The sequence below is a fragment of the Streptomyces prunicolor NBRC 13075 genome (assembly GCF_000367365.1).
GTDB classification, from domain to species: domain Bacteria; phylum Actinomycetota; class Actinomycetes; order Streptomycetales; family Streptomycetaceae; genus Streptomyces; species Streptomyces prunicolor.
The window spans coordinates 32,155-58,364 of the sequence record NZ_BARF01000049.1; the positions used below are offsets into that span (position 1 = coordinate 32,155).

Genomic DNA, 26,210 nt, shown 5'->3' on the forward strand with positions numbered 1-26,210 from the left:
GGGTCGACGCCGTCTAGGTTCTCGCGACAAGTGGCGCAACAGGAGACGTGACCGGAATCAGCCGACCATTAGCGGGAGGTCGGCATGGACCGGTAGTGTTCGACATTGCCGAACGGCGGCAGCGACGTCGCGCGTCGACGGTCGAACGGGACGGAGGCAGTACGGCGATGGCACGGAACATCCAGTCGCTCGAACGGGCGGCCGCGATGCTGCGCCTGCTCGCGGGCGGCGAGCGACGGCTCGGCCTCTCGGACATCGCCTCGTCGCTCGGTCTCGCCAAGGGCACGGCCCACGGCATCCTGCGCACCCTCCAGCAGGAGGGCTTCGTCGAGCAGGACGACGTCTCCGGGCGCTATCAGCTCGGCGCCGAACTGCTGCGCCTGGGCACCACCTACCTCGACGTCCACGAGCTGCGGGCCCGCGCCCTGGTGTGGACGGACGACCTGGCCCGCTCCAGCGGCGAAAGCGTGCACCTGGGAGTGCTGCATCAGCACGGCGTCCTGATCGTGCACCACGTCTTCCGCCCCGACGACAGCCGGCAGGTCCTGGAGATCGGGGCCATGCAGCCGCTGCACTCGACGGCCCTGGGCAAGGTGCTGTCGGCCTTCGACCCGGTCGCGCACAGCGAGGCCCTGGAGGCCGACCGCAAGCCCTTCACCGACCGCACGGTGTCCGAGCTCGCCGACTTCGAGCACATCCTCGACGTCACGCGCGCGCGTGGGTACGCGGCCGACGTCGAGGAGACCTGGGAGGGCGTCGCGTCCATCGCCGCCCCCATCCACGACCGGCGGCGCATGCCGGTCGGCGCGGTCGGCATCACCGGGGCCGTGGAGCGGCTGTGCCGGTCGGACGAGGAGGGTGCGCTGCGCCCCGAGCTGATCGCCGCGGTACGGGACTGCGCCCGCGCGGTGTCGCGGGATCTGGGCGCCGGGCGGTTCTGACCCCGCCGGACCCCAGCGGACCCAACCGGGACCCCACCGGATTCACAGCAAAAAGACCGGAACGCCCCAGGGGGGCGTTCCGGTCTTAGTCGTACCCTTGACGACAAAGTCGGCCAAAACGCCAAATCACCACACACGGTGTCCACCTGACTGCCGTCCGCATCGATCACGCGATCGATAGCCCACAGCAATCAATAACGATCGTGTTTTCGATAACAGCACTCTTGACGCGCCTGTAACACCGGAGCAAGACTCCCGTCCATCGGTCGGCATTGTCGAACACCTACCGGCAATACGCGCTAGAGTGTGGCAACGCCAAAGGCCGGCATCGCTCTCACCCCCGAGGGCGCACGAACCCCCGGCGGGACCCGGGGTTCGGCTTCCCTGGACGAAGGACAAAGGAGTCGCGGGTGTCCAGCTCCGACATCTTCATCGGCGAGACCATAGGTACCGCCGTGCTCATCCTGCTGGGCGGTGGCGTCTGCGCCGCCGTCACGCTGAAGGCCTCCAAGGCCCGTAACGCCGGCTGGCTCGCCATCGCCTTCGGGTGGGGTTTCGCCGTCATGACGGCCGTGTACATCTCGGCACCGCTCTCCGGTGCCCACCTCAACCCGGCCGTGACGCTCGCACTCGCGATCAAGGACGGTGGCTGGGACAACGTCCCGATCTACTGGGCCGGGCAGCTGCTCGGCGCCATGATCGGCGCGACCCTGGTCTGGGTGGCCTACTACGGCCAGTTCCAGGCCCATCTCACGGACAAGGAGATCGTCGGCGAGCCGACGGCCAAGTCCGTGGAGGCCGAGGAGAAGGGCGCGGGCCCGGTCCTGGGCATCTTCTCCACCGGTCCCGAGGTCCGCAACGTGGTGCAGAACCTCGCCACGGAGATCATCGGCACCGTCGTCCTGATCCTCGCCATCCTGACGCAGGGTCTGAACGCCAACGGCAACGGTCTCGGCACCCTGGGCGCCCTGATCACCGCGTTCGTGGTCGTCTCCATCGGTCTGTCGCTCGGCGGCCCGACCGGTTACGCGATCAACCCGGCCCGTGACCTGGGCCCGCGCATCGTGCACGCGCTCCTGCCGCTGCCGAACAAGGGCGGTTCCGACTGGAGCTACGCCTGGATCCCGGTCGTCGGTCCGCTGATCGGCGGCGCGATCGCTGCGGGTATCTACAACCTCGCCTTTGCTTAGAACCGGATGAGAACCGGAACTCCGAGCACTGAAGCAGCAGTAGAACCAGTCCTCATGACCACGGAACCCCTCAGGAGCACACAGTGACCGACGCGCACACCGCCGGACCGTTCATCGCGGCCATCGACCAGGGCACGACCTCCAGCCGCTGCATCGTCTTCGACCGGGACGGCCGTATCGTCTCCGTCGACCAGAAGGAGCACGAGCAGATCTTCCCGAAGCCGGGCTGGGTCGAGCACAACGCCACCGAGATCTGGACCAACGTCCAGGAAGTCGTCGCCTCCGCCATCGAGAAGGCCGGGATCACCCGCGACGACATCAAGGCCATCGGCATCACCAACCAGCGCGAGACGACTCTCCTCTGGGACAAGAACACCGGTGAGCCCGTCCACAACGCCATCGTCTGGCAGGACACCCGCACCGACGCGCTCTGCAAGGAACTGGGCCGCAACGTCGGCCAGGACCGCTTCCGCCGCGAGACCGGCCTGCCGCTGGCGAGCTACTTCGCCGGACCCAAGGCCCGCTGGCTGCTCGACAACGTCGAGGGGCTGCGCGAGCGCGCCGAGGCCGGCGACATCCTCTTCGGCACCATGGACAGCTGGGTCATCTGGAACCTGACGGGCGGTGTGAACGGCGGCAGGCACGTCACCGACGTCACCAACGCCTCCCGCACCATGCTGATGAACCTGCACACCATGGAGTGGGACGAGAAGATCGCCGAGTCCATCGGCGTCCCGCTGAACATGCTGCCCGAGATCCGCTCCTCCGCCGAGGTCTACGGCGAGGTCACCGGCGGCCGCCTCGGCGACGTGCTCGGCGGCATCCCGGTCGCCTCCGCGCTCGGCGACCAGCAGGCGGCCCTGTTCGGCCAGACCTGTTTCGCCGAGGGCGAGGCCAAGTCGACGTACGGCACCGGCACCTTCCTGCTGATGAACACCGGCGAGAAGCCCGTCAACTCGTACAACGGCCTGCTCACCACGGTCGGTTACCGCATCGGCGACCAGAAGGCGGTCTACGCCCTCGAAGGTTCGATCGCCGTCACCGGTTCGCTGGTGCAGTGGATGCGCGACCAGATGGGCCTCATCTCCACCGCCGCCGAGATCGAGACGCTCGCGCTCACGGTCGAGGACAACGGCGGCGCCTACTTCGTGCCGGCCTTCTCCGGTCTGTTCGCCCCGTACTGGCGCTCCGACGCCCGCGGTGTGATCGCCGGTCTGACCCGGTACGTCACCAAGGCGCACCTCGCGCGCGCCGTCCTGGAGGCCACGGCCTGGCAGACCCGTGAGATCACCGACGCCATGACGAAGGACTCCGGCGTCGAGCTCGCGGCGATCAAGGTCGACGGCGGCATGACCTCCAACAACCTGCTGATGCAGACGCTCTCCGACTTCGTGGACGCCCCCGTGGTGCGCCCGATGGTCGCCGAGACCACCTGCCTCGGCGCCGCCTACGCCGCCGGTCTCGCCGTCGGCTTCTGGACCAGCACCGACGACCTGCGTGCCAACTGGCGCCGGGCCGCCGAGTGGACCCCCAACATGGCCGCGGAGAAGCGCGACCGTGAGTACAAGAGCTGGCTCAAAGCCGTGGAGCGGACCATGGGCTGGCTCGACGACGAGGAGTAAGAACCCCACATGACCGTTAAGTCCACCCTGCAGTCCGTGCCTGCCCTCGGTACGCACCCGGCCTCCGGCTCGAACCCGAGCCGGGCCGAGACCCGGGAGCAGCTCTCCAAGGCGACGTACGACCTCCTCGTCATCGGCGGCGGCATCCTGGGCATCTCCACCGCCTGGCACGCCGCGCAGTCCGGGCTGCGGGTGGCCCTGGTCGACGCCGGCGACTTCGCCGGTGCCACCTCTTCCGCCTCCTCCAAGCTTCTCCACGGCGGTCTGCGCTATCTGCAGACCGGCGCGGTGAAGCTGGTGGCGGAGAACCACTTCGAACGCCGTGCGGTCTCCCGCCAGGTGGCTCCTCACCTGGCGAACCCGCTCACCTTCTACCTGCCCGTGTACAAGGGCGGTCCGCACGGTGCGGCGAAGCTCGGGGCGGGCGTCTTCGCCTACTCCGCGCTCTCCGCGTTCGGCGACGGCGTCGGCCACCTCCTGTCCCCCGCCAAGGCGGCGCAGGACGTGCCCGAGCTGCGCACCCAGAACCTCAAGGCCGTCGCCGTGTACGGCGACGACCAGATGAACGACGCGCGCATGGCGCTGATGACGGTCCGCGCGGCCGTCGAGGCGGGCGCGGTCGTCCTCAACCACGCCCAGGTCACCGGCCTGCGCTTCACCCAGGGCCGGGTGACCGGCGCGGAGCTGCGCGACACCACCTCCGGCGACGAGTTCGGTGTGAGCGCCCGCCTGGTACTCAACGCGACCGGCCCGTGGGTCGACCACCTGCGCAAGATGGAGGACCCGAACGCGGCCCCCTCCATCCGCCTGTCCAAGGGCGCGCACCTGGTCCTGAAGCGCACGTCCCCGTGGAAGGCCGCGCTGGCGACCCCCATCGACAAGTACCGCATCACCTTCGCCCTCCCCTGGGAGGACATGCTGCTGCTCGGCACGACCGACGAGGAGTACGAGGGCGACCCGGCGGACGTCTCGGTCACCGAGAAGGACATATCCCAGATCCTGGACGAGGCCGCGTTCTCGGTCCGCGACCAGCAGCTCTCCCGTGACCTGATCACGTACTCCTTCGCGGGCCTCCGCGTGCTGCCGGGCGGCCCCGGCAGCACCGCCAAGGCCAAGCGCGAGACGGTGGTGACCGAGGGCAAGGGCGGCATGCTGTCCGTCGCGGGCGGCAAGTGGACGACGTTCCGGCACATCGGCCGTACGGTCATGCAGAAGCTGGAGGCGCTGCCCGGCCGCCCGCTGGGCGAGGACTTCGAGCCGATCTCCTCCCTCCCGAAGAAGCTCCCGCTGCCGGGCGTCGCCAACCCGCGCGCGGTCGCCCACCGCCTCCTGGTCGACAACCCGGCGCCGGGCCCGCGCATGGCGGCGGACACGGCGAAGCACCTGGCCACGCACTACGGCTCCCTGGCCTTCGACATCGCCCGACTCGCCAACGAGAACCCGGAGTTGGGCCAGCGCGTCCACCCCGACGCCCCCGAGATCTGGGCCCAGGTCGTCTACGCCCGCGACCACGAGTGGGCCGAGACCCAGGACGACGTCCTGCGCCGCCGCACGACCCTGACAATCCGGGGTCTGGCCACGGACGAGGTGCGGAGCAAGGTCCAGGACCTGCTCGACAAGAAGTAGGCGCTACGACGGTTTTCGCTACGGCGTCATTCGTTACGGCGTGAAAGGGGCGGTTCCGTGTCGAGGGAGCCGCCCCTTTGGCTTGCCGGATATTCGGGGGCGCCGAAGCAGGGGCGTGTCTATCGTGCGGTGGTGACGATCACCGATGCCGAGATGGCCGCGCTGCTGGCGCCCGCCGGGATCCTGTTCCTTCGCCGTCTGCGCTCGAACGAAGAGCCTCCGCGCCTGCTGCCGCCCTATGTCAGTCCCGCCGGCGCCCTGCCCGAGCACGGACGGATCGACTCGCCGGCGATCGACATCGACGACCCTGACCTGGCAGCCGAGGTCAGGGAGACCTGGTTCTGGATGGCGACCGAGTACGAACTCCTCGACGACGACCGCGAGTTCCTGCTCGGGGTGGACTACGCCGATCCCGAGGACGTGGACCGCGAGTGGGCCTGGGCCCGGGTGCGGCTCCTCGACGAGTGGGATCTGGGCGGTGGCGACGACGGCCCGTTGCCGATGTGGATGAGGTTCTACATGGGCGAGCGGTTCGTGCCGGAGTTCACCGTGATGGCGCTGGACGGCCGGATGATGATGAACACCACCCTGTGGGGCGACGGCACCGTCAGCACCATCGTCATCCGCCCGGCGTCAGACAAGCGCCCTGATGTGCTCCGGTGACGTCAACTCCTCGCGCCGCACGATCAGTTCACGCCCCAACAGCAACGCGCGCCGAGACGCCGGTACCGGATCCGGCAGCGTCGTCAGGTCCGTCAGGTGGGCGAAGCCGATGATGCGGCGGACGATCTCCGTACCGGCGTAGCCGACCGAGTCGGTCCAGACGCGGGAGAGGAAGCGGTCGAGGAAGGCGTCGTCGAAGAAGATGTCGACACGGGTGGGCCAGAGGCGGCGGAACTCTGTCTCGAACGCCTCCCAGGAGAGCCGGAGTTGGTCACCGTGGTCGGTCGACGTGCCCAGCTCACGGGCCCGTTCCTCCGACACCAGCACGTTGGCCCAGTACAGGCCGAGGTCGTAGCCGATCGGGCCGACGAAGGAGAACTCGGGGTCGAAGACCCGTACCACCGGGGCGCCTTCGCGCTTGCCGACCATGACGCTGCCGGTGTGCAGGTCGCCGTGGAGGAGGGCCTGCGCGCTGGTCATGAACGTGTACCGGAGATCGGCGACCTCTGTACGCAGGCGTGCGTCCGCGCGGAAGGAAGCGGCCAGGTCGGCCAACTCCGGGAGCCAGTGGTTGTGTTCGTGCTCGATGTACGGCTCGGAGAGGACCACGTCCTCGGTGATCTTGCACAGCTCGGGGCTCACCGAGGCCGCGATCAGCGCCTTGCGGTCGGCGGAGTCCATGCCGAAGTCACTGGTCGCGAAGGTGAGTTGGGCGACGAACTCGCCGATCCGGGCCGAGGCGTCCGGGCCGTAGGACGCGCCCTCGTTGAGGACCGTGCGCAGGACCTCCAGGTCGGACATGTCCTCCATGACGAGGGCGTAGTTGTCGGCGTCGTAGCCGTGGATCGCCGGGATCTTGTCCGGGGCGACCTTGGCGACCTGCTCGTAGGCCCGCGCCTCGGCGTCGGCGCGCTCGGGGCTCATCGGCCAGGAGGGACCGGCGACCCGCACCCAGGGCAGCGCCTGCTTGACGGCGAGGCTGTGGCTGCCGTCGGCGTTCGACGCGAGGAACACCCGGTTCATGTTGCCGTCCGACACCTCACGGACGTGGATGTCGGTCACGTCCGCCCAGTGGCCGCGCTCGTGCAGGTAGGCCGGGATGTCGTCGGTCTCCAGGATGCGGTAGCCCATTGTACGAACTCCTCGAACTTCCTTATGCGGTGCGGCGCTTGGACAGGGTGAAGCTGAAGACCAGGGCGAGGATGAGGACCGCGCCCTCGACGACGTCCTGGGTGTAGTACGGCAGGCCCTTGATGGTCAGACCGGTGGTGATGATGCCGATGAGGACGGCGCCGAGCGCCGTGCCCCAGACGTTCGGGCGGCCCCTGCCGAGGACCGATGTGCCGACGAGGGCTACGGCAACTGCCTCCAGCAGCTGCGACGTTCCGGCGCTCACATCTCCCTGGCCGATCCGGGACGCCAGGATCAGGCCGCCGATGGAGGCGAGGACGCCGGAGAGGACGTAGGCGAGGGCCCGGTACGCGCCGACGCGGATGCCGGCCAGGCGGGAGGCCTCGGGATTGGCGCCGATGGCGTACAGGACGCGGCCCCAGCGGGTGCGGGCCAGGAAGACCCAGGCGATGACCGTCAGCGCGCCGAAGATCAGTACGGAGATGGGGATGCCGAGCATCGTGCCGCGGTCGATGCGCAGGAAGCCGGCGGTGAACTTGCCGGGGGCGGTGCTGCCGTCGGACTCGGTCATGCCGGCGGAGATCGACTGGCCGTCGACCAGGATGAGTTTGGTGCCCTGGATGACGAACATGGTGCCGAGGGTGGCCAGCATGTCGGGGATCTTCATGACCACGATCAGTAGGGCGTTGAGGAGTCCGGCGAGCGCGCCCGCCGCGATCACGGCGAGGATCGCGACCGTGCCGACCTGGTTGTACGTCACCATCGTCTTCGCGGCGACGGTGACCCCGAGCCCGGCGACCGCGCCGACGGACATGTCCATTCCGCCGACGGCCATGGTGACGGTGACACCGAGGCCGAGGATCGCGGCGACGGAGACGTACCGGAGGGTGTCGAGCATGGTCGCCGACTCGCGGAAAGAGCCCTCGCTCAGCGCGAAGTACAGGAAGAGCGCGACCGTGACGAAGATGAAGCCGTACTTGATGACGGCGTTCTGGACGAGCACGGCGGTGGAGACGGCGGGCGGGGCCAGTGCCTTCGGCGCGGCTTCGGAGCTCTGGGTGGTGGTCATCGGGTGCTTCCTGAAGGGGCCGGCATCACACGGACGCCGAGATGGTCTGGATCACGCGGTCGCGTTCCGCGTCTTCTCCGTACGCGTCGAGATGGACCTCGCCCGCCGCCAGTACGACGACCCGGTCGGCGATCTCCAGGACCTCGTCCACGTCGGCGGAGAGGACAAGCACAGCCGCGCCCTCCGCGGCCAGCGCACGCGCCCTGCGGCCGATGTCCCGGCGCGCGCCGATGTCCACGCCTCGGAACGGTTCGTCCAGGATGAGGACGCGGGGGGTCTCGGCGAGCCAGCGGCCGACGACGACCTTCTGCTGGTTGCCGCCGGAGAGCTCCTCGACCGTGCTGTGCTCGTCGCGGGCGACGACACCGAGGGCGTCGATGGTCCCGCGGCCGAGGGCGTCCTCCTTCGCCGTGTTCACGAGCCCGGCCCGGGACAGGGACTTGAGGAACGGCAGCGAGATGTTCTGGGCCACCGACCAGCCGGGGACGAGCGCGTCGGCGTGCCGGTCCTCGGGGACCAGGTGGACGCCGGCGCGGATCGCGTCGGACGGGCGGCGGGGCGCGTACGGCTTGCCGTCGAGTTCGACCTTGCCGGTGGGGAAGGGTTCGGCGCCGAAGAGGCCTCGGGCGAGTTCCGTCTTGCCCGCGCCCAACAGGCCTACGACACCGGTGACTTCACCGGCGCGCAGGTCCAGGTCGAGGGGGGCGCGGCCCTCGAAGAGGTGGACGCCGTGCAGGCCGAGGACGACGTCGCCGTGCTCGCCGCTGCGCTGTGGGCGGGCGCTCGTCGCCTCGTGGGCCTGGGCGAGCATCGCGCGCAGGGCGCTGTCCCAGTCGAAGGGCTTGACCTGGTCGTCGGTGAGACCGCCGTCTCGCAGGACGACCAGGCGATCGGCGAGGGCGTCGATCTCGCCGAGGCGGTGGGAGACGTAGAGGACCGCGATGCCGTCGTCGCGCATCCTCTCGACGAGGGCGAAGAGCCGCTCGGCCTCGGTGGCGGAGAGCGCGGAGGTCGGTTCGTCGAGGATGAGCAGCCGGGGGCGGGTGGCGAGGGCGCGGGCCAGGATGAGCAACTGGCGGTCGGAGATGCCGAGTTCGGTGACGTCCCGGCGCAACAGGGCGTCGCTCCAGTCCAGTTCGAGACCGGCCTGGATCTCACGGGCGCGGGCCAGCACGCGGCGGCCGTTCAGGAACGGGTTGCCGCGCTTCTGGGCCAGCTCCTCGAAGACCAGGTTCTCGGCGACCGTGAGGCCGGGCACGATGCCCTCGCCGATCCGCTGGTGGACCGTCTGGATGCCCAACTTCCGGGCGGCAAGCGGCGATTGGAGAGCTGCGGGTTCCCCTGCGACCCGCACCTCCCCGCCGTGGTCCGTGTGCACGCCCGACAGAATCTTGATCAGCGTGGACTTGCCCGCGCCGTTGGCGCCGAGCAGCGCGACCACGCTGCCCGGTGCGATGTCGAGCGAGACGGAGGCCAGCACCGTCTTGCCGCCGAAGGCCATGCTGACGTCGCGGAGCGAGACCGCGACGTCGACGGCCGCCACGTCAACTGCCTTGTCAGTGGGCGACATTGGGGATCCAGTCCGCGGTGCTCACCTTGGAGAGGTTCAGCGCGGGCAGGGCCGCGCGCAGCTGGTCCATGTTCTCGATCTTGTTCTTGCGCAGGAAGTCCTGGGTGATGGCGACGGCCGGGAAGTCGACGGTGGTCTTGTTCAACTGGCCCGCCAGCTCAAGTGCCGCCGTACGGACGACGGCCGCGCCGACCGCCGACGGGTCGGTGCCCGCCGTGGCGACCCAGGGGCTGCCCGCGGCGGTCATGTTCTGGATGTCCGCGTTGGAGACGTCCGCGCCGAAGACCTTCACCTTGCTCTGCAGCTTCTTGTTCTGCACGGCGAGGACGGTGCCCTTGGCCAGCTCGTCGTAGGGGGCGAACACGCCCGCCACGTCGGAGTGTTGGGTCAGCGCGGCGGAGACCAGCGGCACGTTGTCCGTGGCCGTGGAGTCGGTGACCTTGCCGACCTTGAACTGCTGCTTCCAGCCGTTGGCGTCGACCGCGGTCTTCCAGACGGAGTTGCGCTTGTCGAGCGCCGCGTAGCCGGCCACATTGACGTAGCCGACCTTGGCGTTCTTGCCGACCGTCTTGGCCATCACGTCGAGGACGGCCTTCGCCATGCTGGCGTCGTCCTGCTCGGTGCTGATCACGGACTTGTTGGTCTGGTCGACGTCGTAGACGACGACCTTGATGCCCTTCTTCACGGCCTGGTCGATCTCGGGCTGGATCGTCGACGGGAAGCCGTGGTCGACGATGATCGCCTGCGCGCCGGAGTTGATCGCCGAGGACAGGTCGGTGGCCTGCTTGGCGTTGTCGGCCTGGGCGTCGTACACCGTCAGGTCGATGCCGAGCGCCTTGGCCTGCGCCTTCGCGCCGTTGCCCCACTGCTCGAAGTAGTCGCCGGCGCCGCTCTGCCGCACCAGCGCCACCTTGACCGTGCCCTTGCTGAAGGGGGCCGGCTTCTTGCCCGTGGCGGCCGAGGCCGAGGCCGCGGTGTCGTCGCTGCTCTTCGAGGCGTCCGTGGACTGCGAGCAGCCCGCCAGGAGAAGGGCGGAGACGGAGGCCAGCGAGAGCGCGGCGAGGGGGACGCGGGTACGGGACATGAGGGGCTCCTGGTGCAAGGTGGTGCAGAAGGGGTGAAGAACGGGCGTGCGTGACCCGGAGCGAGGGAAAGAAATCAGCCACCACGGCAGGGTGACGGGCCCACGGCACAAGGGCTCGCGGGGGCTCCGGATGTGGTCAGCGACAGCTGGCTGTGGTCGACCGGAGCAAGTCCACGTACAGCCGCCGCACGAGCAGCAGCGTCTTCATAAGGAGATCATGAGAACGTTTTCGGCCATTGGTCAAAGGGATGGAAGCGGTTTCTCAAAGAGTGAGACAACGACTACGTCACACACGGTCCGTTCACCGACGGCGGTTACCATCACGGAACCGGCTCCCGACCCGGCACAGTGAGGCCCCGATGAAGACACTTCGCGCGACGACACCCCCCATGAGCTGCACGCGGTGCTGTCCCGGCGCAAGGTGTCCGGGCTGACCGGCTGTCCGCCGCCGTCGCTCCGCCGCCCCTTCTTCTGCTCCCCCCACCCGTCCGGTGCTCGTCCCAGCATCCGGACATCCCTCCCACCTTTCGGAGTTGTTCCCATGACGCTGCTCACCACCTGGGCCGAGTCCGGCCCCGAGACCCTCGTGCGCCGTACCGCCGACCCCGTCGAGATCGCCGCCGCGCTCGCCCCGATCGGCGTGCGCTTCGAGCAGTGGCCGATCCGCGAGGACGTCCCGGCCGACGCCGACAGCGACACCGTCTTCGCCGCGTACGGCCCGGAGATCGACAAACTCAACGCCGAAGAGGGCTTCACCACCGTCGACGTGCTCGGCCTGCACCCCAGCGACGACCCGGAGTACCCGGCGAAGGCGGCGGGCGCCCGCGCGAAGTTCCTCCAGGAGCACACGCACGACGACGATGACGAGGTCCGCTTCTTCGTCTCCGGCTCGGGCATCTTCTACCTGCACGTCAACGGCGAAGTGAACGCCGTCTACTGCGAGAAGGGCGACCTGATCGGCGTCCCGCGCGGCACCACCCACTGGTTCGACATGGGCACCAGGCCCGCGTTCACCGCGATCCGCTTCTTCCACGAGGAGGACGGCTGGGTCGGCAACTTCACCGGCTCGACCATCGCCTCGCGCTTCCCCGACTACGACACGATCCACGCGGGCTTCCAGCAGGACAAGGCCGCCGCGTGACCTTGCAGTTCGCCGTGGACGCCGTGGTGCTCGACATCGAGGGCACCACGAGCGCCACGGGTTTCGTCGTCGACGTGCTCTACCCGTACTCCCGCTCACGCTTCGCCGCACTGCTCGCCGAGCGGAGCGACGATCCGGCGGTGACCCGGGCGGTCGCGCAGGTGCGCGAGCTGACCGGCGACGTGGACGCCGACGCCGTACAGATCGAGAAAACCCTCAACACCTGGCTGGACGAGGACCGCAAGGCCACGCCCCTGAAGACACTCCAGGGCATCATCTGGTCCGAAGGCTTCGCCCGCGGCGACCTCGTCTCCCACTTTTACGACGACGTCGTACCGGCCCTGCGCGCCTGGCACACGGCGGGCCTGCGGCTGTACGTCTACTCGTCCGGCTCGGTGGCCGCGCAGCGCGCGTGGTTCACGTCCAGCCCTGAGGGCGACCTCCTGCCGCTGGTCTCCGGTCTCTACGACACGGAGAACGCCGGTCCCAAGCAGGAGCCGGAGTCGTACCGCCGTATCGCGGACGCGACCGGCATCGCCCCGTCCCGGCTGCTTTTCCTCTCCGACCGGCCCGGCGAGTTGGACGCGGCCGTCGCCGCGGGCTGGCACGCGGTGGGTGTACGGCGGCCCGGGGAACCGTATTTCGAGCAAGGCGTCGGCGACCACGCGCAGGCGGGGGCGTTCGACGAGATCGGCATCACCAGTACAAGGAGCACCACGTGAGCAGCGAGATCAGTGACCTCGACCTGAAGGAGGCGGGGGCTCAACTCGCCGCCGAGTCCGCTCGGTTCGCCTCGTTCGGCTGGATGAGGGGGACTTCCGGAAACTTGTCTGTCGTCGTGGGCCGGGATCCGCTGCGGCTGGCGGTGACGGCCAGCGGGCATGACAAGGGTGAACTGACGGCCGCCGACGTGGTGTTGGTGGACGGGGATGGTGCGGCCGTGCGGGGCGGGAAGCCGTCCGCCGAGGCTGAACTGCATGCCCGTGTTGCCGCGTTGACCGGGGCCGGTGCGGTGGTCCATGTGCACACGGTGGCGTCCGTTGCGATGGGGCGGCGTGCGCCAGGCGGGATTGTGTTCCAGGACGTCGAGATGCTCAAGGGTGTTGGTCAGCCTGCGCACGATGTCGAGGTGACGCTGCCGGTCATCGCCAACAGCCAGGACATGAAGGTGTTGGGCGATCGGCTGGAGGCGGCTCGGGATCCTCAGATGCCGGCCGTTGTTGTCGCCGGCCATGGGTTGTATGTGTGGGGGGCGGATGCGCGTCAGGCTCGGCATCACACTGAAGTGGTCGAGTGGTTGCTGGAGTTGGAGTTGAGCACTCCTCGGGAAGCTCGGTAGTCAAAGCGCGGGCCGGTGGGGGCTGGTCGCGCAGTTCCCCGCGCCCCTAGAAGAAAAAAGATGGGGCGCGGGGGCTCGCCGGTACTTCAACTCGCCGCTACTTCAGCCGCTCGCCCGGGAGTTCGCCTGCCGACACTTCCAACACGCCCCGCTCCGTGACCAGTCCGGTCACCAGGCGGCCCGGGGTCACGTCGAAGGCGGGGTTGTGGCCGCGCGACTCCGGCGGAGCCGTCCGTACTCCCGACCACTCCAACACCTCGGCCTCGCCCCGGAGTTCGATGTGGATGTCGTCGCCGGTCCGGGTCGAGAGGTCGACCGTGGTCGTCGGGGCCGCCACCAGGAACGGGATCCCCGCGTCCGCGCAGGCCAGCGCGACGCCCACCGTGCCGACCTTGTTCGCGGTGTCGCCGTTGGCCGCGATGCGGTCCGCGCCGACGATGGCCGCGTCGACCTCGCCGCGCAGAATCGTTCCTGCGGCGGCACCGTCAACCTGGACGTAATGCGGGATGCCTTCCTGCACCAACTCCCAGGCGGTCAGGCGCGATCCCTGGAGCAGGGGGCGCGTCTCGTCGGCGTAGACGACCTCCACCAGCCCACGCGCGTGCAGTTCGCGGATGACGCCGAGTGCGGTGCCCCAGCCGGCGGTGGCCAGCGCGCCCGTGTTGCAGTGCGTCAGGAGCCTCAACGGCCGGTCCACGCCCGCCTGTTGGAGCCTTTCGAGTAGCCAGTCCGCGCCGAACGCACCCATCGCGCGGTTGCCCGCGACGTCCTCGCGCTGGACGGCGGCGGCCTCTTCGAGGACGGCATCCAGGCCCCCGTCGAAGCGGGTCATGACCCGGTCCACGCCCGCCATGAGGTTGACCGCGGTGGGCCGGGCCTCGCGGACGCGGGCGACGGCCGCCCGCGTCTCGGCCTCGGTCCAGCCCTTCCGCTCGCCCTCGATGAGCGCGAGCGCGACGCCGTACGCGCCGGCCGCCCCGATCGCGGGTGCCCCGCGCACCACGAGGCGCTGGATCGCATCGACCAGGGTGTCCACATCGTGGACAGTCATCGTCTCGTTGCGGTGCGGGAGGAGGGTCTGGTCGATGAGCGCGAGACCGGTTCCGGTCCAGTCGACCGCGCGAAGTTCCTGGGGCATAACGGGACACTCCTGCCGTTCCGATGGTGTCGGACACCGTACATGACCTGGAAGAACCACAGTTCGAGACAGTCGAGCAGGTGTCTCAAAACGAATGTTAAAGTCCAGCTCCCGCAGCCTGAAGGCCGAGACGAAGGAGGGCGTGTGCTGCTGACCATGCGCCGTTTCCTCGATCACGGCCGCTGCGCGAGCGACTGCTGTCGACGCTGACCTGTCCCTCTCGCGTCCACTCCTCGTCTCCTCCCGTCTCACCATCTGGTCGCACGCGCTCCCGCCGGAGCGCGCCTTGCCGTACCCCGGAAGGTCCCCATGCTCCGCAGATCACGTCGCACCCTGCAGCTCGTCGCCGCCACCACGCTCATGGTCACCGCCGCCACCGCCTGCAACGCCGCCGCGAAGACCGACGCCTCGGACAGTGCGAGCGGCGGCAGCGGGAAGTCGTTCACGCTGGTCACGCCGGACGCGGTCGGGCAGAACGAGTTCCTGAAGCTCGCCGTCACCGGTGTGAAGGCCGCGGCGAAGACGCACGACGGGACCGAGAAGGTCTACGAGTCGACGGACACCGCGTCCCAGCAGCAGAACGTGCAGGCCGCCGTGGACGCGAGCCCGAACGTGATCGTGCTGGTCGGCTTCGAGTTCGCGGACCTCGTCGCGCAGCAGGCGAAGGCGCACCCGAAGCAGCAGTTCCTGATGATCGACGCGTGCACGACGAAGACGTTCACGAACGTCACCTGCGCGGTGTTCCGTGAGCACGAGGGTGTCTATCTCGCGGGCGCCGAGGCCGGGTTGCTCAGCAAGAGCGGCAAGGTCGGCGCGGTGGACGTGCTCGACACGCCCCAATTCCGGCGCTACAGCGACCCGTTCGCGGCCGGTGCCAAGAAGGTCGCCGCCAAGACGTCCGCGTCGACGCGCTTCGTCGGCGGCCAGTCCCCGTTCGACGACTCGGCGCGCGCCAAGGAGCAGGCCAACTCCCTTCTCTCGAAGGGCACCGACCAGATCATGGCGGCCGCTGCGGCCGGCAACTACGGCGTCTTCGAGGCCGCGAAGGCCAAGGGCGCGTTCGCGTACGGCGTCGACGTCAACCAGTGCGTCTCCTCCCCCGGCACGGTCGTCGACAACGTGATCAAGAAGACGGACGTCGCCGTGGAGAAGGGCGTCGAGCAGGTCCTCGCGGGCAAGACGGGCACCTCCGTGTCGTACGGCCTGAAGGAGGGCGGCATCAGCCTCACCGGCCTTGAGGCGGGCGTCGACTCGTCGAAGTGCGTGATCGCCCAGCACAAGGACGTCCTCACGAAGGTGAAGGCGCTGCGCGACCAGATCGTCTCCGGAAAGCTCAAGGTCGATGACCCGGCCGCCAGTTGACCCAACCGTCGAGCTCCGGGGAATCACCAAGCGGTTCCCCGGCACGCTCGCCAACGACGCCGTCGACCTGACCGTCCACCGCGGCGAGATCCACGCCCTCATGGGCGAGAACGGCGCCGGCAAGTCCACCCTCATGTCGATCCTCTACGGCATGGAGCGCGCCGACGCCGGGTCGATCCGGATCGACGGCCGCGAGGTGACCTTCGGCGACCCGAGCGCGGCCATGGCCGCCGGACTCGGCATGGTCCACCAGAGCTTCAAGCTGTTCGACTCGCTGACGGTCGCCGAGAACGTCGTCTACGCCGCCGAACCGCGCCGCTTCGGCCTGCTGGACCGGGCCGCGGCCCGCCGCCGGGTGCGGGAGCTGGCCGAGGAGCACGGGCTCGCCGTCGATCCGGACGCCCGGGTCGGCGACCTGCCGGTCGGCCTGCGCCAGCGCGTGGAGATCCTGAAGCTGCTGCACCGCGGCGCCCGTACCCTCATCCTCGACGAGCCGACCGCCGTGCTCACCCCGGCCGAGGCGGACGCCCTGTTCGCGGTCCTCAAGTCGCTGGCCGCGCAGGGTCGTACGGTGATCCTTGTCACCCACAAGCTGCGCGAGGTCCTCGAAGGCAGCGACAAGGTGACCGTGCTGCGGGACGGCCGGGTGGTCGCCCGCCTGGTCACCGCGGACACCTCCGCCGACGAGATCGCCGCCGCGATGACCGGCCGCGCGGTCGACCTGGACCGCGTGCACGCGCCGGGGACACCGGGTGACGCGGTCTTGGAGGTGACCAGCCTCACCACAGACGCCGTCCACGATGTGGGACTCACCGTCCACGCCGGGGAGATCGTCGGCATCGCGGGCGTCGCGGGCAACGGCCAGAGCGAGCTGGTCGAGGCCCTGGCCGGGCTACGGCCGGTCACCGCCGGTCAGGTCACGCTGAAGGGCCGGGACATCACCCACGTCTCGGCCACCGAACGCCGTGCACAGGGCCTCGCCTACGTCCCGGAGGACCGGCACGCGGTCGGTACGGCACCGGCGGCGTCCGTCGCGGACAACCTCGCGATGGGTCACCACCGAACCTCCCTGTCCGCCAAGGGACTTCTGCCACCTGCGACCGTACGCACCCACGCCGGACGGCTGATCGAGCGCTTCGGCATCAAGGCGGCCACCCCCGAGGTACCCGCCTCCGCGCTGTCCGGCGGCAATCTGCAGAAACTGCTGATCGGTCGCGAACTCGCCCACGAGGCACCGCTGTTGCTCGTCGAGCAGCCCACGCGCGGAGTCGACATCGGCGCCATCCAGAACATCCACGACCAGATCGTCGCCTACCGCGACGCCGGTCACGCCGTCCTCCTCGTCTCCGCCGAACTGAGCGAGATCCGGGGCCTCGCGGACCGGGTCCTGGTCATGTACGAGGGCCGGGTCACGGCGACGTACACGAAGGACGAGGCGGACGAACAGGCACTGGGACTCGCCATGGCGGGCGGAGCCGTAGCGCCGACGGAGGCCGTCGACTGACATGACGCACACTCAGATACCACGCATATCAGGGGTGTTGCGCTCCCCCATCACCTTCTCCGTGCTCGCGGGCCTGGTCATCGGCGCCCTGTTCCTCGTCGGCACCGGCGCGGACCCCTTCACGGCCTACGGCGCCGTCCTCACCGGCTCGCTCGGCGCCGACGGCATCGGCTCCACGTTGAGCACCGGCACCAGCGTGCTCGGCATGGCGCTCGCGCTGGCGATCCCGCTGCGCGCCGGGCTGATCAACCTCGGCGGCGACGGACAGATGGTCCTCGGCGGCATCACGGCGGCCGTGACCGGTCTGTACTCGCCGCTGCCCGCGCCCCTCACCGTCGCACTCGCGCTGCTCGCGGGCATGGCGGCGGGCGCCGCATACGCTGCCCTGGCCGCCCTGTGCGAGAACAGCCTCGGCGTTCCGCTCCTGGTCAGCAGCCTCCTGCTCAGCTACCCGGCGGTCTCCCTCGCCTCCTACCTGGCGCGCTACCCGCTCAAGGAACCCGGCTCCAGCCTCCCGCAGACCCGGGCGATGCCGAACGGCGTGGCACTGCCCGCGTTCGGCGACTCGACGGTCACCATCGGACTCCTCCTCGTCGTCCTCGCGGCAGCCACGTACTGGTTCACCGACAAGCGCACGGCGTTCGGCTACGAGATCCGCATGACCGGCCTCAACTCCCGCTTCGCCGCCTACGCCGGTGTCGAACGCCGGGGCCTGACCCTCAAGTTGATGTCCGTCTCGGGCGCCCTGGCCGGACTCGTGGGCGCCATAGGTGTGTTGAGCTTCCCGTACCGCTTCGTCGACGGCTCGCTCACCGCACCCGGCTACACCTGGACGGGACTTACGGCGGCCCTGCTCGCCGCGGCCGCCCCGCTCGGCACCGTCGTCGCCTCCTTCTTCTTCGCCGTCCTCGCGGTCGGCGGGCTGGCGATGGAGCGGACGACCGAGGTGCCGCGCGAGCTGACACAGGTGCTCCAGGCCATCGTGATCGTGTTCCTGGCGGCCCGACTGCGCTTCCCCAGCGGGTGGTTCAGGAGACGTTCCCAGGCAACCTCCCAAGAAAGCCCTCAGGAAATCGGGGCCGCGTGATGTTCTTCGACTCCGATCTGCTGATGTCGGCGCTGCGCGCGCTGACCCCGATCCTGCTGGCCGCACTCGGCGGTGCCCTGTGCGAACGCGCGGGCGTCTTCAACATCGGCCTCGAAGGCATGATGCTGATGGGCTGCTTCACGTCGGTGGCCACGAGTTGGTTCACCGGAAGCGCCTGGCTCGGCGTCCTGGCGGCGGCCCTCGCAGCGGCCGCCTACTCGCTCATCCTGGCCGTCGGCGCGGTAACTCTGCGCGGGGACGCGGTGGTTCTCGGAATCGCCATGAATCTCCTGGCAGTTGGCCTGACCAGCTTCCTGCTGCGTACGGTCTTCGGTGTGCAGGGCACTTTCGACGATCCGTCACTCGCCGGGCTGCCGTTGGTCGGTGGCTTCACCCCGCTCGCGTATCTGGCGTTCGTCGCGGTCGCGGTGGCCGCGCTGATGCTGTCCCGGCATGTGTGGGGGCTGCGACTGCGCGGGGTCGGTGAGGCGCCGGACGCGGCGGCGACGCTCGGGGTGAGCCCGGCGAAGTACAAGTACGCGGCGGTGCTGATCTCCGGGGTCCTGTGCGGGCTCGCGGGAGCCCAACTCGCGCTCGGCAACGTCACGTTGTTCTCCGAGAACATGACGGCGGGCCGGGGCTGGATCGCCGTCGTCGCGGTGATGCTCGGCCGCGCGGCACCCGTCGGTGTGCTGCTCGCCGCGCTGCTCTTCGGTCTCGCCGAGGCCGCCGGCTTCCGCCTCCAGGGCGTCGGCCTGCCCCAACAGGCCACAGATGCCGCGCCCTACGTCGTGACGCTCGTCGCCCTCTTCCTCTCGACGGCCCGCCGCCGTCGCCGTACCGCCAACTCCCCTTCCGGAGCCACCACATGACGCAGGACCTGCTGCCCATCTCCCGCATACCGCGCACCGGACTTCCGGCGCGCGCGGTCGTCGTCGGCGACCCGGCGCGTGCCGCCGCCGTCGCCGCGCTGCTGGACGGTGCCGAGGAGGTGTCGTACCACCGCGAATACCGTGTGTTCAGCGGGAGTTGGAAGGGCCTGCCGGTCACCGTCGCCTCGCACGGGGTGGGCGGACCGGGCGCGATCCTGCTGTTCCAGGAGCTGGCGGACGCGGGGGTCCGCACCTTCCTGCGTTTCGGCACGGCGGGCGCGATGAAGCCCGGCATCGGCGACGGCGACCTCGTGATCGCCGAGGCGGCCGTACGGGACGACGGCGTCACCCAGCAACTCCTCCCGCCGGAGTACCCGGCCGTCTCCTCCCCCGAGGCCGTCTTCGCCCTCCAGCGCGCGGCCCGCGAGACCGACGCCCCGCACCACCGCGGCATCGTCTGGACGCGCGCAGCCTTCCAGCCCGGCCTCCTCCCCCTCTTCTCCTACGACGGCGCCGGGCTCGCGGCGATCGAGATGGAGCTGTCGGCGCTGCTGGTGACGGCCTCGCTGCGGGGTCTTGTCGCGGGCGGGGTGCTGGTCATCGACGGCGCCAACGCCGATGAGCTCGTCGACGCGGAGACCACCGGCGGGTACGACCCGCATCGGGAGGTCGTCGCGGCCGGGGTCGAGCGGGGCGCGATCGTCTCGCTGGAGGCGCTCCGACTGCTCGCCGAGGCCGAGGAGTTCACGGCGTGAGCATCGACCTGTTGGTGCACGGCGGTGACGTCCTCACCGTCGACGAGGCCGGAACTGTCGTGCGGGACGGGGCAGTTGCCGTCCACGAGGGCGAGATCATCGCCGTAGGAACGACCGAGGGCGTGACAGCTCGGTTCACAGCGGCGGAGTCCATTGACGCCTCGGGCTGCCTCGTGCTGCCCGGGCTGATCAACACGCACACGCATCTCGCGATGACGCTGCTGCGCGGTCGCGTCGACGACGTGACCCTCCAGGGCTTCCTGGAGCGGGTGTTGAAGTGGGAGGCCGAGCTGCTGACGCCGAAGAACGTGGCGGCGGCGGTGCGGCTCGCGGTGGCGGAGAGCGTGCGGGCCGGGGTGACCTCGGCGCTCGACATGTACTGGTTCCACGAGGCGGCCGAGCAGGCGGCCCGTGAGACGGGCTGGCGACTGCACACCGGGCCCACCTTCATGGACGTACCGGAACCGCCGGACCGTATCGCCTACGAGGACCGACTGGACTGGGCGCGAAGGGACTTGGCCGCGCGGGGAGAGGCATGCCCCGGCCTGCGCCCGATCCTGTTCGCGCACTCGACCTACACCCTCGCCCCCGACCAGCTCGTCGAAATCGCCGCCCTGGCACGGGAGTTCGGCGCGCTGCTGCACATCCACGCCGCGGAGAACCCGACCGAGGTCGCCACCGTCGAGGTCAAGTACGGCAAACGGCCTGTGGAGTTGCTCGACTCGCTCGGGCTGCTCGGTCCCGATCTGCTGCTCGCGCACGCCGTGGACCTGACCGGCCCGGAGATCGCGGCGCTGGCCCGCACGGGCACGTCGGTCGCCCACTGTCCGGTGTCGAACCTGAAGTTGGGCTGCGGAATCGCCCCGGTGCCACGGCTGTTGAGCGCGGGCGTCACCGTCGGCCTGGGCACGGACGGCGCCGTCAGCTCCAACACGCTCGATGTGCTGGGCGCCGTACGGCAGGCGGCTCTCGTCCACAAGGCGGGCGGCGACCCCACGGCGGTCGGTGCCGAACAGGCCGTGCGAATGGCGACGATCGAGGGCGCGCGGGCGCTGGGCCTGGGTGATCACCTGGGTTCGCTGGAGGTCGGGAAGCGGGCCGATCTCGTGGTGCTCGACCTGAACGCGCCCCATCTGCGGCCGCTGCACGACCCGTGGTCGACGCTCGCGTACGCCGCGCACTCGGCGGACGTACGGGACACGGTGGTGGACGGCCGGGTGCTGATGCGGAACCGGACACTGGGCACGCTGGACGAGGAAGCAGTGCTCGCGGAGCTCGAAGCACTTGCCTGAGCTGTGGATATCGCTCCCGTTCAGCCTGCTGAACCCGCATAATGCACCTGATACATCGGACGTCTGAGCAACAGGAAGGCCGGCCATGGCAGTCACCGATGAGGCGATCGAGAAAATCAAGGGAATGATCGTCTCCGGCGCGCTGCGTCCCGGGGACCGGCTGCCCAAGGAGAGCGAACTCGCCGCCGAACTGGGCCTGTCCCGCAACTCCCTGCGGGAGGCGGTGCGCGCCCTCTCACTGATCCGCATCCTGGACGTACGGCAGGGCGACGGCACGTACGTCACGAGTCTCGATCCTCAACTCCTCCTGGAGGCACTGAGTTTCGTCGTCGACTTCCACCGCGACGACACGGTCCTGGAGTTCCTGGCCGTACGGCGGATTCTGGAGCCGGCGGCGACGGGGATGGCGGCGCTGCGGATCAGCGAGCAGCAAGTGGACGCGCTCAGCGCCCAGTTGGATGCGTTGGGCAGGGCTCCCTCGGTCGAGGAACTGGTCGCGTGCGACCTGGAGTTCCACCGGGGAATCGTGCAGAGTTCCGGCAACTCGGTGCTGTGCTCGCTTCTGGACGGTCTGTCCGGGCCGACCACGCGGGCCCGGATCTGGCGCGGGCTGACGCAGGAGGACGCGGTCAGCCGGACCCTGCACGAGCACCGGGCGATCCTGGGCGCGCTGCGCGACCGGGACGCGGAGGCGGCGCGGTCGTGGGCGACGGTGCACATCGCGAGCGTGGAGCAGTGGCTGCGTTCGACCCTGTGATCGAGTGAGCGGGCCCGCTGATCCATCGGAGGAGTGACCGGCCGGGACGGGTCCGCACAGGATGGCGATCTTGTGTGTTCGACCGTCCCGGACGGGGCAGGCATGGGGGCACTCCCCCGTGCAAGGGGGCTGCGGGCGCCCCCGTCGGACGCCGTAAGGTTGGGGCGTACGCGAGGGCAGATCGGAAGGAGGCGCTGGGTGATCGAGCTGGAGGGGGTTCCCGAGCTGATCGACCCAGTGATGGTGGCCGCGTTCGAGGGCTGGAACGACGCCGGCGACGCCGCCTCCACCGCGGTCGCGCACTTGGACAGAGAGTGGAAGGGCGAGGTGTTCGCGGCGCTCGACGCCGAGGACTACTACGACTTCCAGGTCAACCGGCCCACCGTGTGGATGGACGCCGGCGTGCGAAAGATCACATGGCCGACAACGCGCCTCTCGGTGGTCCGGGTCGGTGGCGAGAAGCCGCGCGATCTCGTCCTCGTCCGAGGTATCGAACCGTCCATGCGCTGGCGCTCGTTCTGCAACGAGCTGTTGGGCTTCGCGCACGAGCTGGGCGTGGAGCTGGTGGTGATCCTGGGCGCACTGCTCGGTGACACCCCGCACACGCGTCCGGTGCCGATCAGCGGGACGACGTCGGACTCCGACCTGGCGCAGCGGATGGACCTGGAGGAGACCAAGTACGAGGGTCCCACCGGGATCGTCGGCATCCTCCAGGAGGCGTGCACGCACGCGGGCGTACCGGCCGTCTCGCTGTGGGCGGCGGTGCCGCACTACGTGTCGCAGCCGCCCAACCCGAAGGCCACCCTGGCGCTGCTCAACCGCCTGGAGGACCTGATCGACGTCCGCATCCCGCTGGGCGAGCTGCCCGAGGACGCGCGCGCCTGGCAGGTCGGCGTGGACCAACTGGCCGCCGAGGACAGCGAGGTCGCCGAGTACGTCCAGACGCTGGAGGAGGCCCGCGACACCGCGGAGCTGCCGGAGGCGTCGGGCGAGGCGATCGCCCGCGAATTCGAGCGCTATCTCCGGCGCAGGGACGGCGGCGCCGGCCCGTCACCCGGTGGGCATGCCACGGCCGACGGCAGCGACAGCGCGTCGTATCTCCGGGACAACCCCGGCGGCGGCCGTACGAAGCCGCAGAGACCCGCGAAACCGGAGACCGACGCGGAGCCCGAGGCCGGGCCGGATCTCGGGTCCGACTCCGAGGACGGGGACTCCTCCGAGGAGTAAGGCGTACGAGGCGTGAGAGAAGGCGGTGCGCGACACGCGCACCGCCTTCTCCGTGTTCGGCGACCGGACCGAATCGGACCGCTACAGGGCCACGCCCAACAAGGCGTCCACCGCGCGGGAGACGACTCCGGGGGCGCCTTCGTCGCTGCCGCCCCGGTCCCGCTGGACGGCCGCCCAGCGGTCGACCGCGGCGAGCGCGGCCGGGGCGTCCAGGTCGTTCGCGAGGGCTTCGCGCATCTCCTCGACGAGCTTCAGCGCGGACGGGCCGTCGGGCCGGGAGACGGCGGCACGCCACCGGCCCAGCCGGGCGACGGCGTCCGTCAGCACTCCGTCGGTCCACTCCCAGTCGGAGCGGTAGTGGTGGGCGAGCAGGGCGAGCCGGATGGCGGCCGGGTCGACGCCCTCGCGGCGCAGCGCGGAGACGAAGACGAGGTTGCCCCGGGACTTCGACATCTTCTCGCCGTCGAGACCGACCATGCCGGCGTGGACGTACGCCTTGGCCATGGGGAACTCGCCGGTCAGCACCTGGGCGTGCGAGGCGCCCATCTCGTGGTGCGGGAAGGCGAGGTCGGAGCCGCCGCCCTGCACGTCGAAGCCCATGCCGAGGTGGTCCAGGGCGATGGCCACGCACTCGATGTGCCAGCCGGGACGCCCCCGTCCCAACGAGCCGCCGTCCCAGCTCGGTTCGCCCTCGCGGGCGGCCATCCAGAGCATCGGGTCGAGCGGGTTCTTCTTGCCCGGGCGGTCCGGGTCGCCGCCGCGCTCGGCGGACAGCAGCCGCATCGCGGCCGCGTCGAGGTTCGAGACCTTCCCGAAGTTGGGGTCGGACCCGACGGAGAAGTAGGTGTCGCCTTCGAGTTCGTAGGCGGCACCGGCGTCCCTGAGGCGCTCGACGAGCGGCACGATGCCGGGTATCGCCTCGACCGCGCCGATGTACTGCTTCGGGGGCAGCATGCGCAGGGCGGTCATGTCCTCGCGGAAGAGCGCGGTCTCCTTCTCGGCGAGGGCGACCCAGTCGACGCCGTCACGCTCGGCCCGCTCCAGGAGCGGGTCGTCGACGTCGGTCACGTTCTGGACGTAGTGAACCTGCCGCTTGGTGTCGAGCCACACGCGCTGCACGAGGTCGAACGCGTTGTAGGTCGCCGCGTGCCCCATGTGGGTGGCGTCGTACGGCGTGATGCCGCACACGTAGATACGGGCGACGGGACCGGTGTCAGGGGTGACCAGACCGCCGGTCGCGGTGTCGTGGATCCGGAGGTCGCGGCCCTTGCCGGGCAGGGCGGGGACCTCAGAAGCGGGCCAGGCATACATGTCATGAGCGTAACCGGACAGATGTTTCGCATACGAACCGGACCAGGCCGGATGACCGGTAAGGCGCTCTTGCGCAACCTTGATCGCCGTGCTGCTACACGGGCGGCCACGGAATGGCCGGCCACTCCCCACTCGGCTCGGGATGCTTCCCGCCCGCGAGCAACGCGTCGACCCGCGCGCGCGTGGCATCGAGTTCTACGGCGGTGATCAGCTCGGCGAGCTTCGCGGCGAGCCCGCCGCCGTCCCTCAGCGCCTCCCTGAGCGCCTGGAGGACGTCGATCGCCTCCGGAGTGAGCTGCTCGCCCGCCCAGCCCCACAGGAGGGTGCGCAGCTTGTTCTCGGCGTTGAAGGTGACACCGTGGTCGATGCCGTAAAGCCGCCCCTCGTCGGCGGGCAGCAGATGGCCGCCCTTGCGGTCGGCGTTGTTGATGACCGCGTCGAGGACGGCGAGCCGCCGCAGCCGCTCGTCGTCGGCGTGCACCAGGAGGGCCGTTTTCCCCTCGCCGACCTCGGCGAACCCGATGGCCTTCCAGCCCGGCTCGGGCTCCTCGGCGTCGACCAGGGCGAGCAGTTCGGACTCGGGCGCCGTCTCGATCCACAACTGGCACATGCCCTCGCCGTGCGGCCCGTCGCGCAGCACGGTGGTCGGCACGAGACCCCAGCCGGTCGCCTCGGAGACCTCGTAGGCGGCGACCTCGCGCTGGGCGAGGTTGCCGTCCGGGAAGTCCCACAACGGCCGCTCCCCGGCGACGGGTTTGTACACGCAGGACGCTTCGCGGCCCTCGTAGGTAACGGAGCAGAACAGCACCGCGTTCGAGGCCTCGCGGATGCGTCCGCGTACTTTCAGCTCACCCTTGGCGAGCAGCTCGGCCGTGGTCACGCTCCGCGGCGGTATCCGTTCTGGCGCGGACATACGTGTCCTTCCGGGTCGAGCGGGAGGCTGCACAGCGGGCAGGGCGGACGGCCGGCGTTGACGACGTCGAGGGCCCGCTTGGCGAAGGCGCGGGCCTGGGCTCCGGTGAGGCGGACCCGCAGCATCGGGGGTCCGTTCTCCTCGTCCTGGAGGAGTCGTTCCTCGGCCTCGGCGAGGTCCTCGTCGGTGTCGGCGTCGAGCTCGACGAGGGCCTGCGCCTCGACGATCATGCGCTGCTCCTCCCCGTCCCAGGCGAGCGCCATGGTGCCGACGCGGAACTCCTCCTCGACGGGGGTCTCCAGCGGGCGGGTGTCGGAGATCTCGGTGGGGGTGACGGCGGGGACGGCCGCGCTGCCGCCGCTACGCCGTACGACCTCGTCCAGAAGCTCGTCCATGCGCTCGGCGAGCGCGGCGACCTGCGTCTTCTCCAGGGCCACGCTGGTCACCCGAGGGCCCGCGGCGGCCTGGAGGAAGAACGTACGGCGCCCGGGCAGACCGACCGTACCGGCTACGAAGCGGTCCGGTGGGTCGTAGAGGTACACCTGACGGGACACGTCCTGTCTCCATTGGAATCGACTGCTGACAAGTGCGGCGCTACTGCGACCGCTTCACCCTA

24 protein-coding genes are annotated in these 26,210 nt (G+C 69.9%); 16 read left to right on the forward strand and 8 right to left on the reverse strand.

The genetic code is table 11. From position 1 onward, the window contains the following. Positions 1–167: 167 nt before the first annotated feature. The 5 genes from SPR02S_RS21795 to SPR02S_RS21815 all read left to right on the forward strand — a co-directional run bounded on the left by SPR02S_RS21795 (position 168) and on the right by SPR02S_RS21815 (position 6,042). The gene (locus SPR02S_RS21795; RefSeq protein WP_020684194.1) at positions 168–941 is read left to right on the forward strand and encodes an IclR family transcriptional regulator; all 774 of its coding nucleotides are present in this window, start codon (positions 168–170) and stop codon (positions 939–941) included. A gap of 410 nt (positions 942–1,351) precedes the next feature. Continuing rightward, a complete protein-coding gene (locus SPR02S_RS21800) occupies positions 1,352–2,131 on the forward strand; it encodes an MIP/aquaporin family protein (RefSeq protein ID WP_019059122.1) in 780 nt (259 codons plus the stop codon). 83 nt (positions 2,132–2,214) lie between these two features. Then, entirely contained in the window at positions 2,215–3,753 is a 1,539-nt protein-coding gene (gene glpK, locus SPR02S_RS21805; RefSeq protein WP_019059123.1) for a glycerol kinase GlpK, read from the forward strand. A gap of 9 nt (positions 3,754–3,762) precedes the next feature. Then, positions 3,763–5,379 carry a glycerol-3-phosphate dehydrogenase/oxidase gene (locus SPR02S_RS21810; protein WP_019059124.1) on the forward strand — a complete coding sequence of 539 codons (1,617 nt, stop codon included), beginning with the start codon at positions 3,763–3,765 and terminating at the stop codon, positions 5,377–5,379. A 132-nt stretch (positions 5,380–5,511) separates the two neighbouring features. Further along, on the forward strand, positions 5,512–6,042 hold the full coding sequence (locus tag SPR02S_RS21815; RefSeq protein ID WP_026150760.1) for a hypothetical protein: 531 nt from the start codon (positions 5,512–5,514) through the stop codon (positions 6,040–6,042). On the opposite strand, the gene mtnK is transcribed toward SPR02S_RS21815, so the two are convergent. Genes mtnK through SPR02S_RS21835 form a run of 4 tightly spaced genes read right to left on the reverse strand, consistent with a single transcriptional unit; the run spans position 6,013 to position 10,896 of the window. After that, on the reverse strand, positions 6,013–7,173 hold the full coding sequence (mtnK, locus tag SPR02S_RS21820) for an S-methyl-5-thioribose kinase (RefSeq protein WP_019059126.1): 1,161 nt from the start codon (positions 7,171–7,173) through the stop codon (positions 6,013–6,015). The two genes, SPR02S_RS21815 and mtnK, sit on opposite strands and share 30 nt — an antisense overlap. A gap of 22 nt (positions 7,174–7,195) precedes the next feature. Further along, positions 7,196–8,242: an ABC transporter permease gene (locus SPR02S_RS21825; protein ID WP_019059127.1), complete on the reverse strand. Its 1,047-nt coding sequence runs from the start codon at positions 8,240–8,242 to the stop codon at positions 7,196–7,198. Between the two features lie 25 nt (positions 8,243–8,267). Next, positions 8,268–9,812 carry a sugar ABC transporter ATP-binding protein gene (locus tag SPR02S_RS21830; protein WP_019059128.1) on the reverse strand — a complete coding sequence of 515 codons (1,545 nt, stop codon included), beginning with the start codon at positions 9,810–9,812 and terminating at the stop codon, positions 8,268–8,270. Then, complete coding sequence (locus SPR02S_RS21835) at positions 9,799–10,896, reverse strand: substrate-binding domain-containing protein (RefSeq protein ID WP_019059129.1); 1,098 nt, start codon at positions 10,894–10,896, stop codon at positions 9,799–9,801. Before SPR02S_RS21835 ends, SPR02S_RS21830 begins: the two co-directional genes overlap by 14 nt. Before the next feature lie 541 nt (positions 10,897–11,437). Between SPR02S_RS21835 and SPR02S_RS21840 the strand changes: the two genes are divergently transcribed. From SPR02S_RS21840 to mtnB, 3 genes are read left to right on the forward strand one after another with little or no spacing between them, the layout of a single operon-like run. After that, on the forward strand, positions 11,438–12,037 hold the full coding sequence (locus tag SPR02S_RS21840) for a 1,2-dihydroxy-3-keto-5-methylthiopentene dioxygenase (protein WP_019059130.1): 600 nt from the start codon (positions 11,438–11,440) through the stop codon (positions 12,035–12,037). Next, complete coding sequence (gene mtnC / locus SPR02S_RS21845; RefSeq protein ID WP_019059131.1) at positions 12,034–12,759, forward strand: acireductone synthase; 726 nt, start codon at positions 12,034–12,036, stop codon at positions 12,757–12,759. Before SPR02S_RS21840 ends, mtnC begins: the two co-directional genes overlap by 4 nt. Then, the gene (gene mtnB / locus SPR02S_RS21850) at positions 12,756–13,376 is read left to right on the forward strand and encodes a methylthioribulose 1-phosphate dehydratase (RefSeq protein WP_019059132.1); all 621 of its coding nucleotides are present in this window, start codon (positions 12,756–12,758) and stop codon (positions 13,374–13,376) included. Before mtnC ends, mtnB begins: the two co-directional genes overlap by 4 nt. Before the next feature lie 97 nt (positions 13,377–13,473). Here mtnB and mtnA read toward each other — a convergent pair whose 3' ends face one another. Beyond that, entirely contained in the window at positions 13,474–14,514 is a 1,041-nt protein-coding gene (mtnA, locus tag SPR02S_RS21855) for an S-methyl-5-thioribose-1-phosphate isomerase (protein WP_019059133.1), read from the reverse strand. Positions 14,515–14,823: 309 nt separating this feature from the next. Between mtnA and SPR02S_RS21860 the strand changes: the two genes are divergently transcribed. The 8 genes from SPR02S_RS21860 (at position 14,824) to SPR02S_RS56075 (ending at position 23,370) form a co-directional block, all read left to right on the forward strand. Then, complete coding sequence (locus tag SPR02S_RS21860; protein WP_019059134.1) at positions 14,824–15,876, forward strand: BMP family ABC transporter substrate-binding protein; 1,053 nt, start codon at positions 14,824–14,826, stop codon at positions 15,874–15,876. After that, complete coding sequence (locus SPR02S_RS21865; RefSeq protein WP_019059135.1) at positions 15,857–17,380, forward strand: ABC transporter ATP-binding protein; 1,524 nt, start codon at positions 15,857–15,859, stop codon at positions 17,378–17,380. Before SPR02S_RS21860 ends, SPR02S_RS21865 begins: the two co-directional genes overlap by 20 nt. 1 nt (position 17,381) lies before the next feature. Next, a complete protein-coding gene (locus SPR02S_RS21870) occupies positions 17,382–18,467 on the forward strand; it encodes an ABC transporter permease (RefSeq protein ID WP_052347025.1) in 1,086 nt (361 codons plus the stop codon). Further along, positions 18,467–19,339 carry an ABC transporter permease gene (locus SPR02S_RS21875; protein ID WP_019059137.1) on the forward strand — a complete coding sequence of 291 codons (873 nt, stop codon included), beginning with the start codon at positions 18,467–18,469 and terminating at the stop codon, positions 19,337–19,339. Before SPR02S_RS21870 ends, SPR02S_RS21875 begins: the two co-directional genes overlap by 1 nt. Next, the gene (locus tag SPR02S_RS21880; protein ID WP_019059138.1) at positions 19,336–20,094 is read left to right on the forward strand and encodes a nucleoside phosphorylase; all 759 of its coding nucleotides are present in this window, start codon (positions 19,336–19,338) and stop codon (positions 20,092–20,094) included. Before SPR02S_RS21875 ends, SPR02S_RS21880 begins: the two co-directional genes overlap by 4 nt. Next, positions 20,091–21,386: an amidohydrolase gene (locus SPR02S_RS21885; protein WP_019059139.1), complete on the forward strand. Its 1,296-nt coding sequence runs from the start codon at positions 20,091–20,093 to the stop codon at positions 21,384–21,386. The genes SPR02S_RS21880 and SPR02S_RS21885 overlap by 4 nt, the downstream gene beginning before the upstream one ends. Positions 21,387–21,471: 85 nt before the next feature. After that, positions 21,472–22,143, forward strand: coding sequence for a FadR/GntR family transcriptional regulator (locus SPR02S_RS21890; RefSeq protein WP_019059140.1), 672 nt, complete (start codon positions 21,472–21,474; stop codon positions 22,141–22,143). A gap of 198 nt (positions 22,144–22,341) precedes the next feature. Further along, positions 22,342–23,370 carry a PAC2 family protein gene (locus tag SPR02S_RS56075; RefSeq protein ID WP_019059141.1) on the forward strand — a complete coding sequence of 343 codons (1,029 nt, stop codon included), beginning with the start codon at positions 22,342–22,344 and terminating at the stop codon, positions 23,368–23,370. Positions 23,371–23,451: 81 nt separating this feature from the next. Here the strand turns inward: SPR02S_RS56075 and mshC are convergent, their stop codons facing one another. The 3 genes from mshC to SPR02S_RS21910 all read right to left on the reverse strand — a co-directional run bounded on the left by mshC (position 23,452) and on the right by SPR02S_RS21910 (position 26,148). Next, positions 23,452–24,681, reverse strand: coding sequence for a cysteine--1-D-myo-inosityl 2-amino-2-deoxy-alpha-D-glucopyranoside ligase (gene mshC / locus SPR02S_RS21900; protein ID WP_019059142.1), 1,230 nt, complete (start codon positions 24,679–24,681; stop codon positions 23,452–23,454). A 94-nt stretch (positions 24,682–24,775) separates the two neighbouring features. Further along, on the reverse strand, positions 24,776–25,594 hold the full coding sequence (locus SPR02S_RS21905; protein WP_174447561.1) for an SCO1664 family protein: 819 nt from the start codon (positions 25,592–25,594) through the stop codon (positions 24,776–24,778). After that, the gene (locus SPR02S_RS21910) at positions 25,558–26,148 is read right to left on the reverse strand and encodes a DUF3090 domain-containing protein (protein WP_019059144.1); all 591 of its coding nucleotides are present in this window, start codon (positions 26,146–26,148) and stop codon (positions 25,558–25,560) included. The genes SPR02S_RS21905 and SPR02S_RS21910 overlap by 37 nt, the downstream gene beginning before the upstream one ends. Positions 26,149–26,210 lie beyond the last annotated feature (62 nt).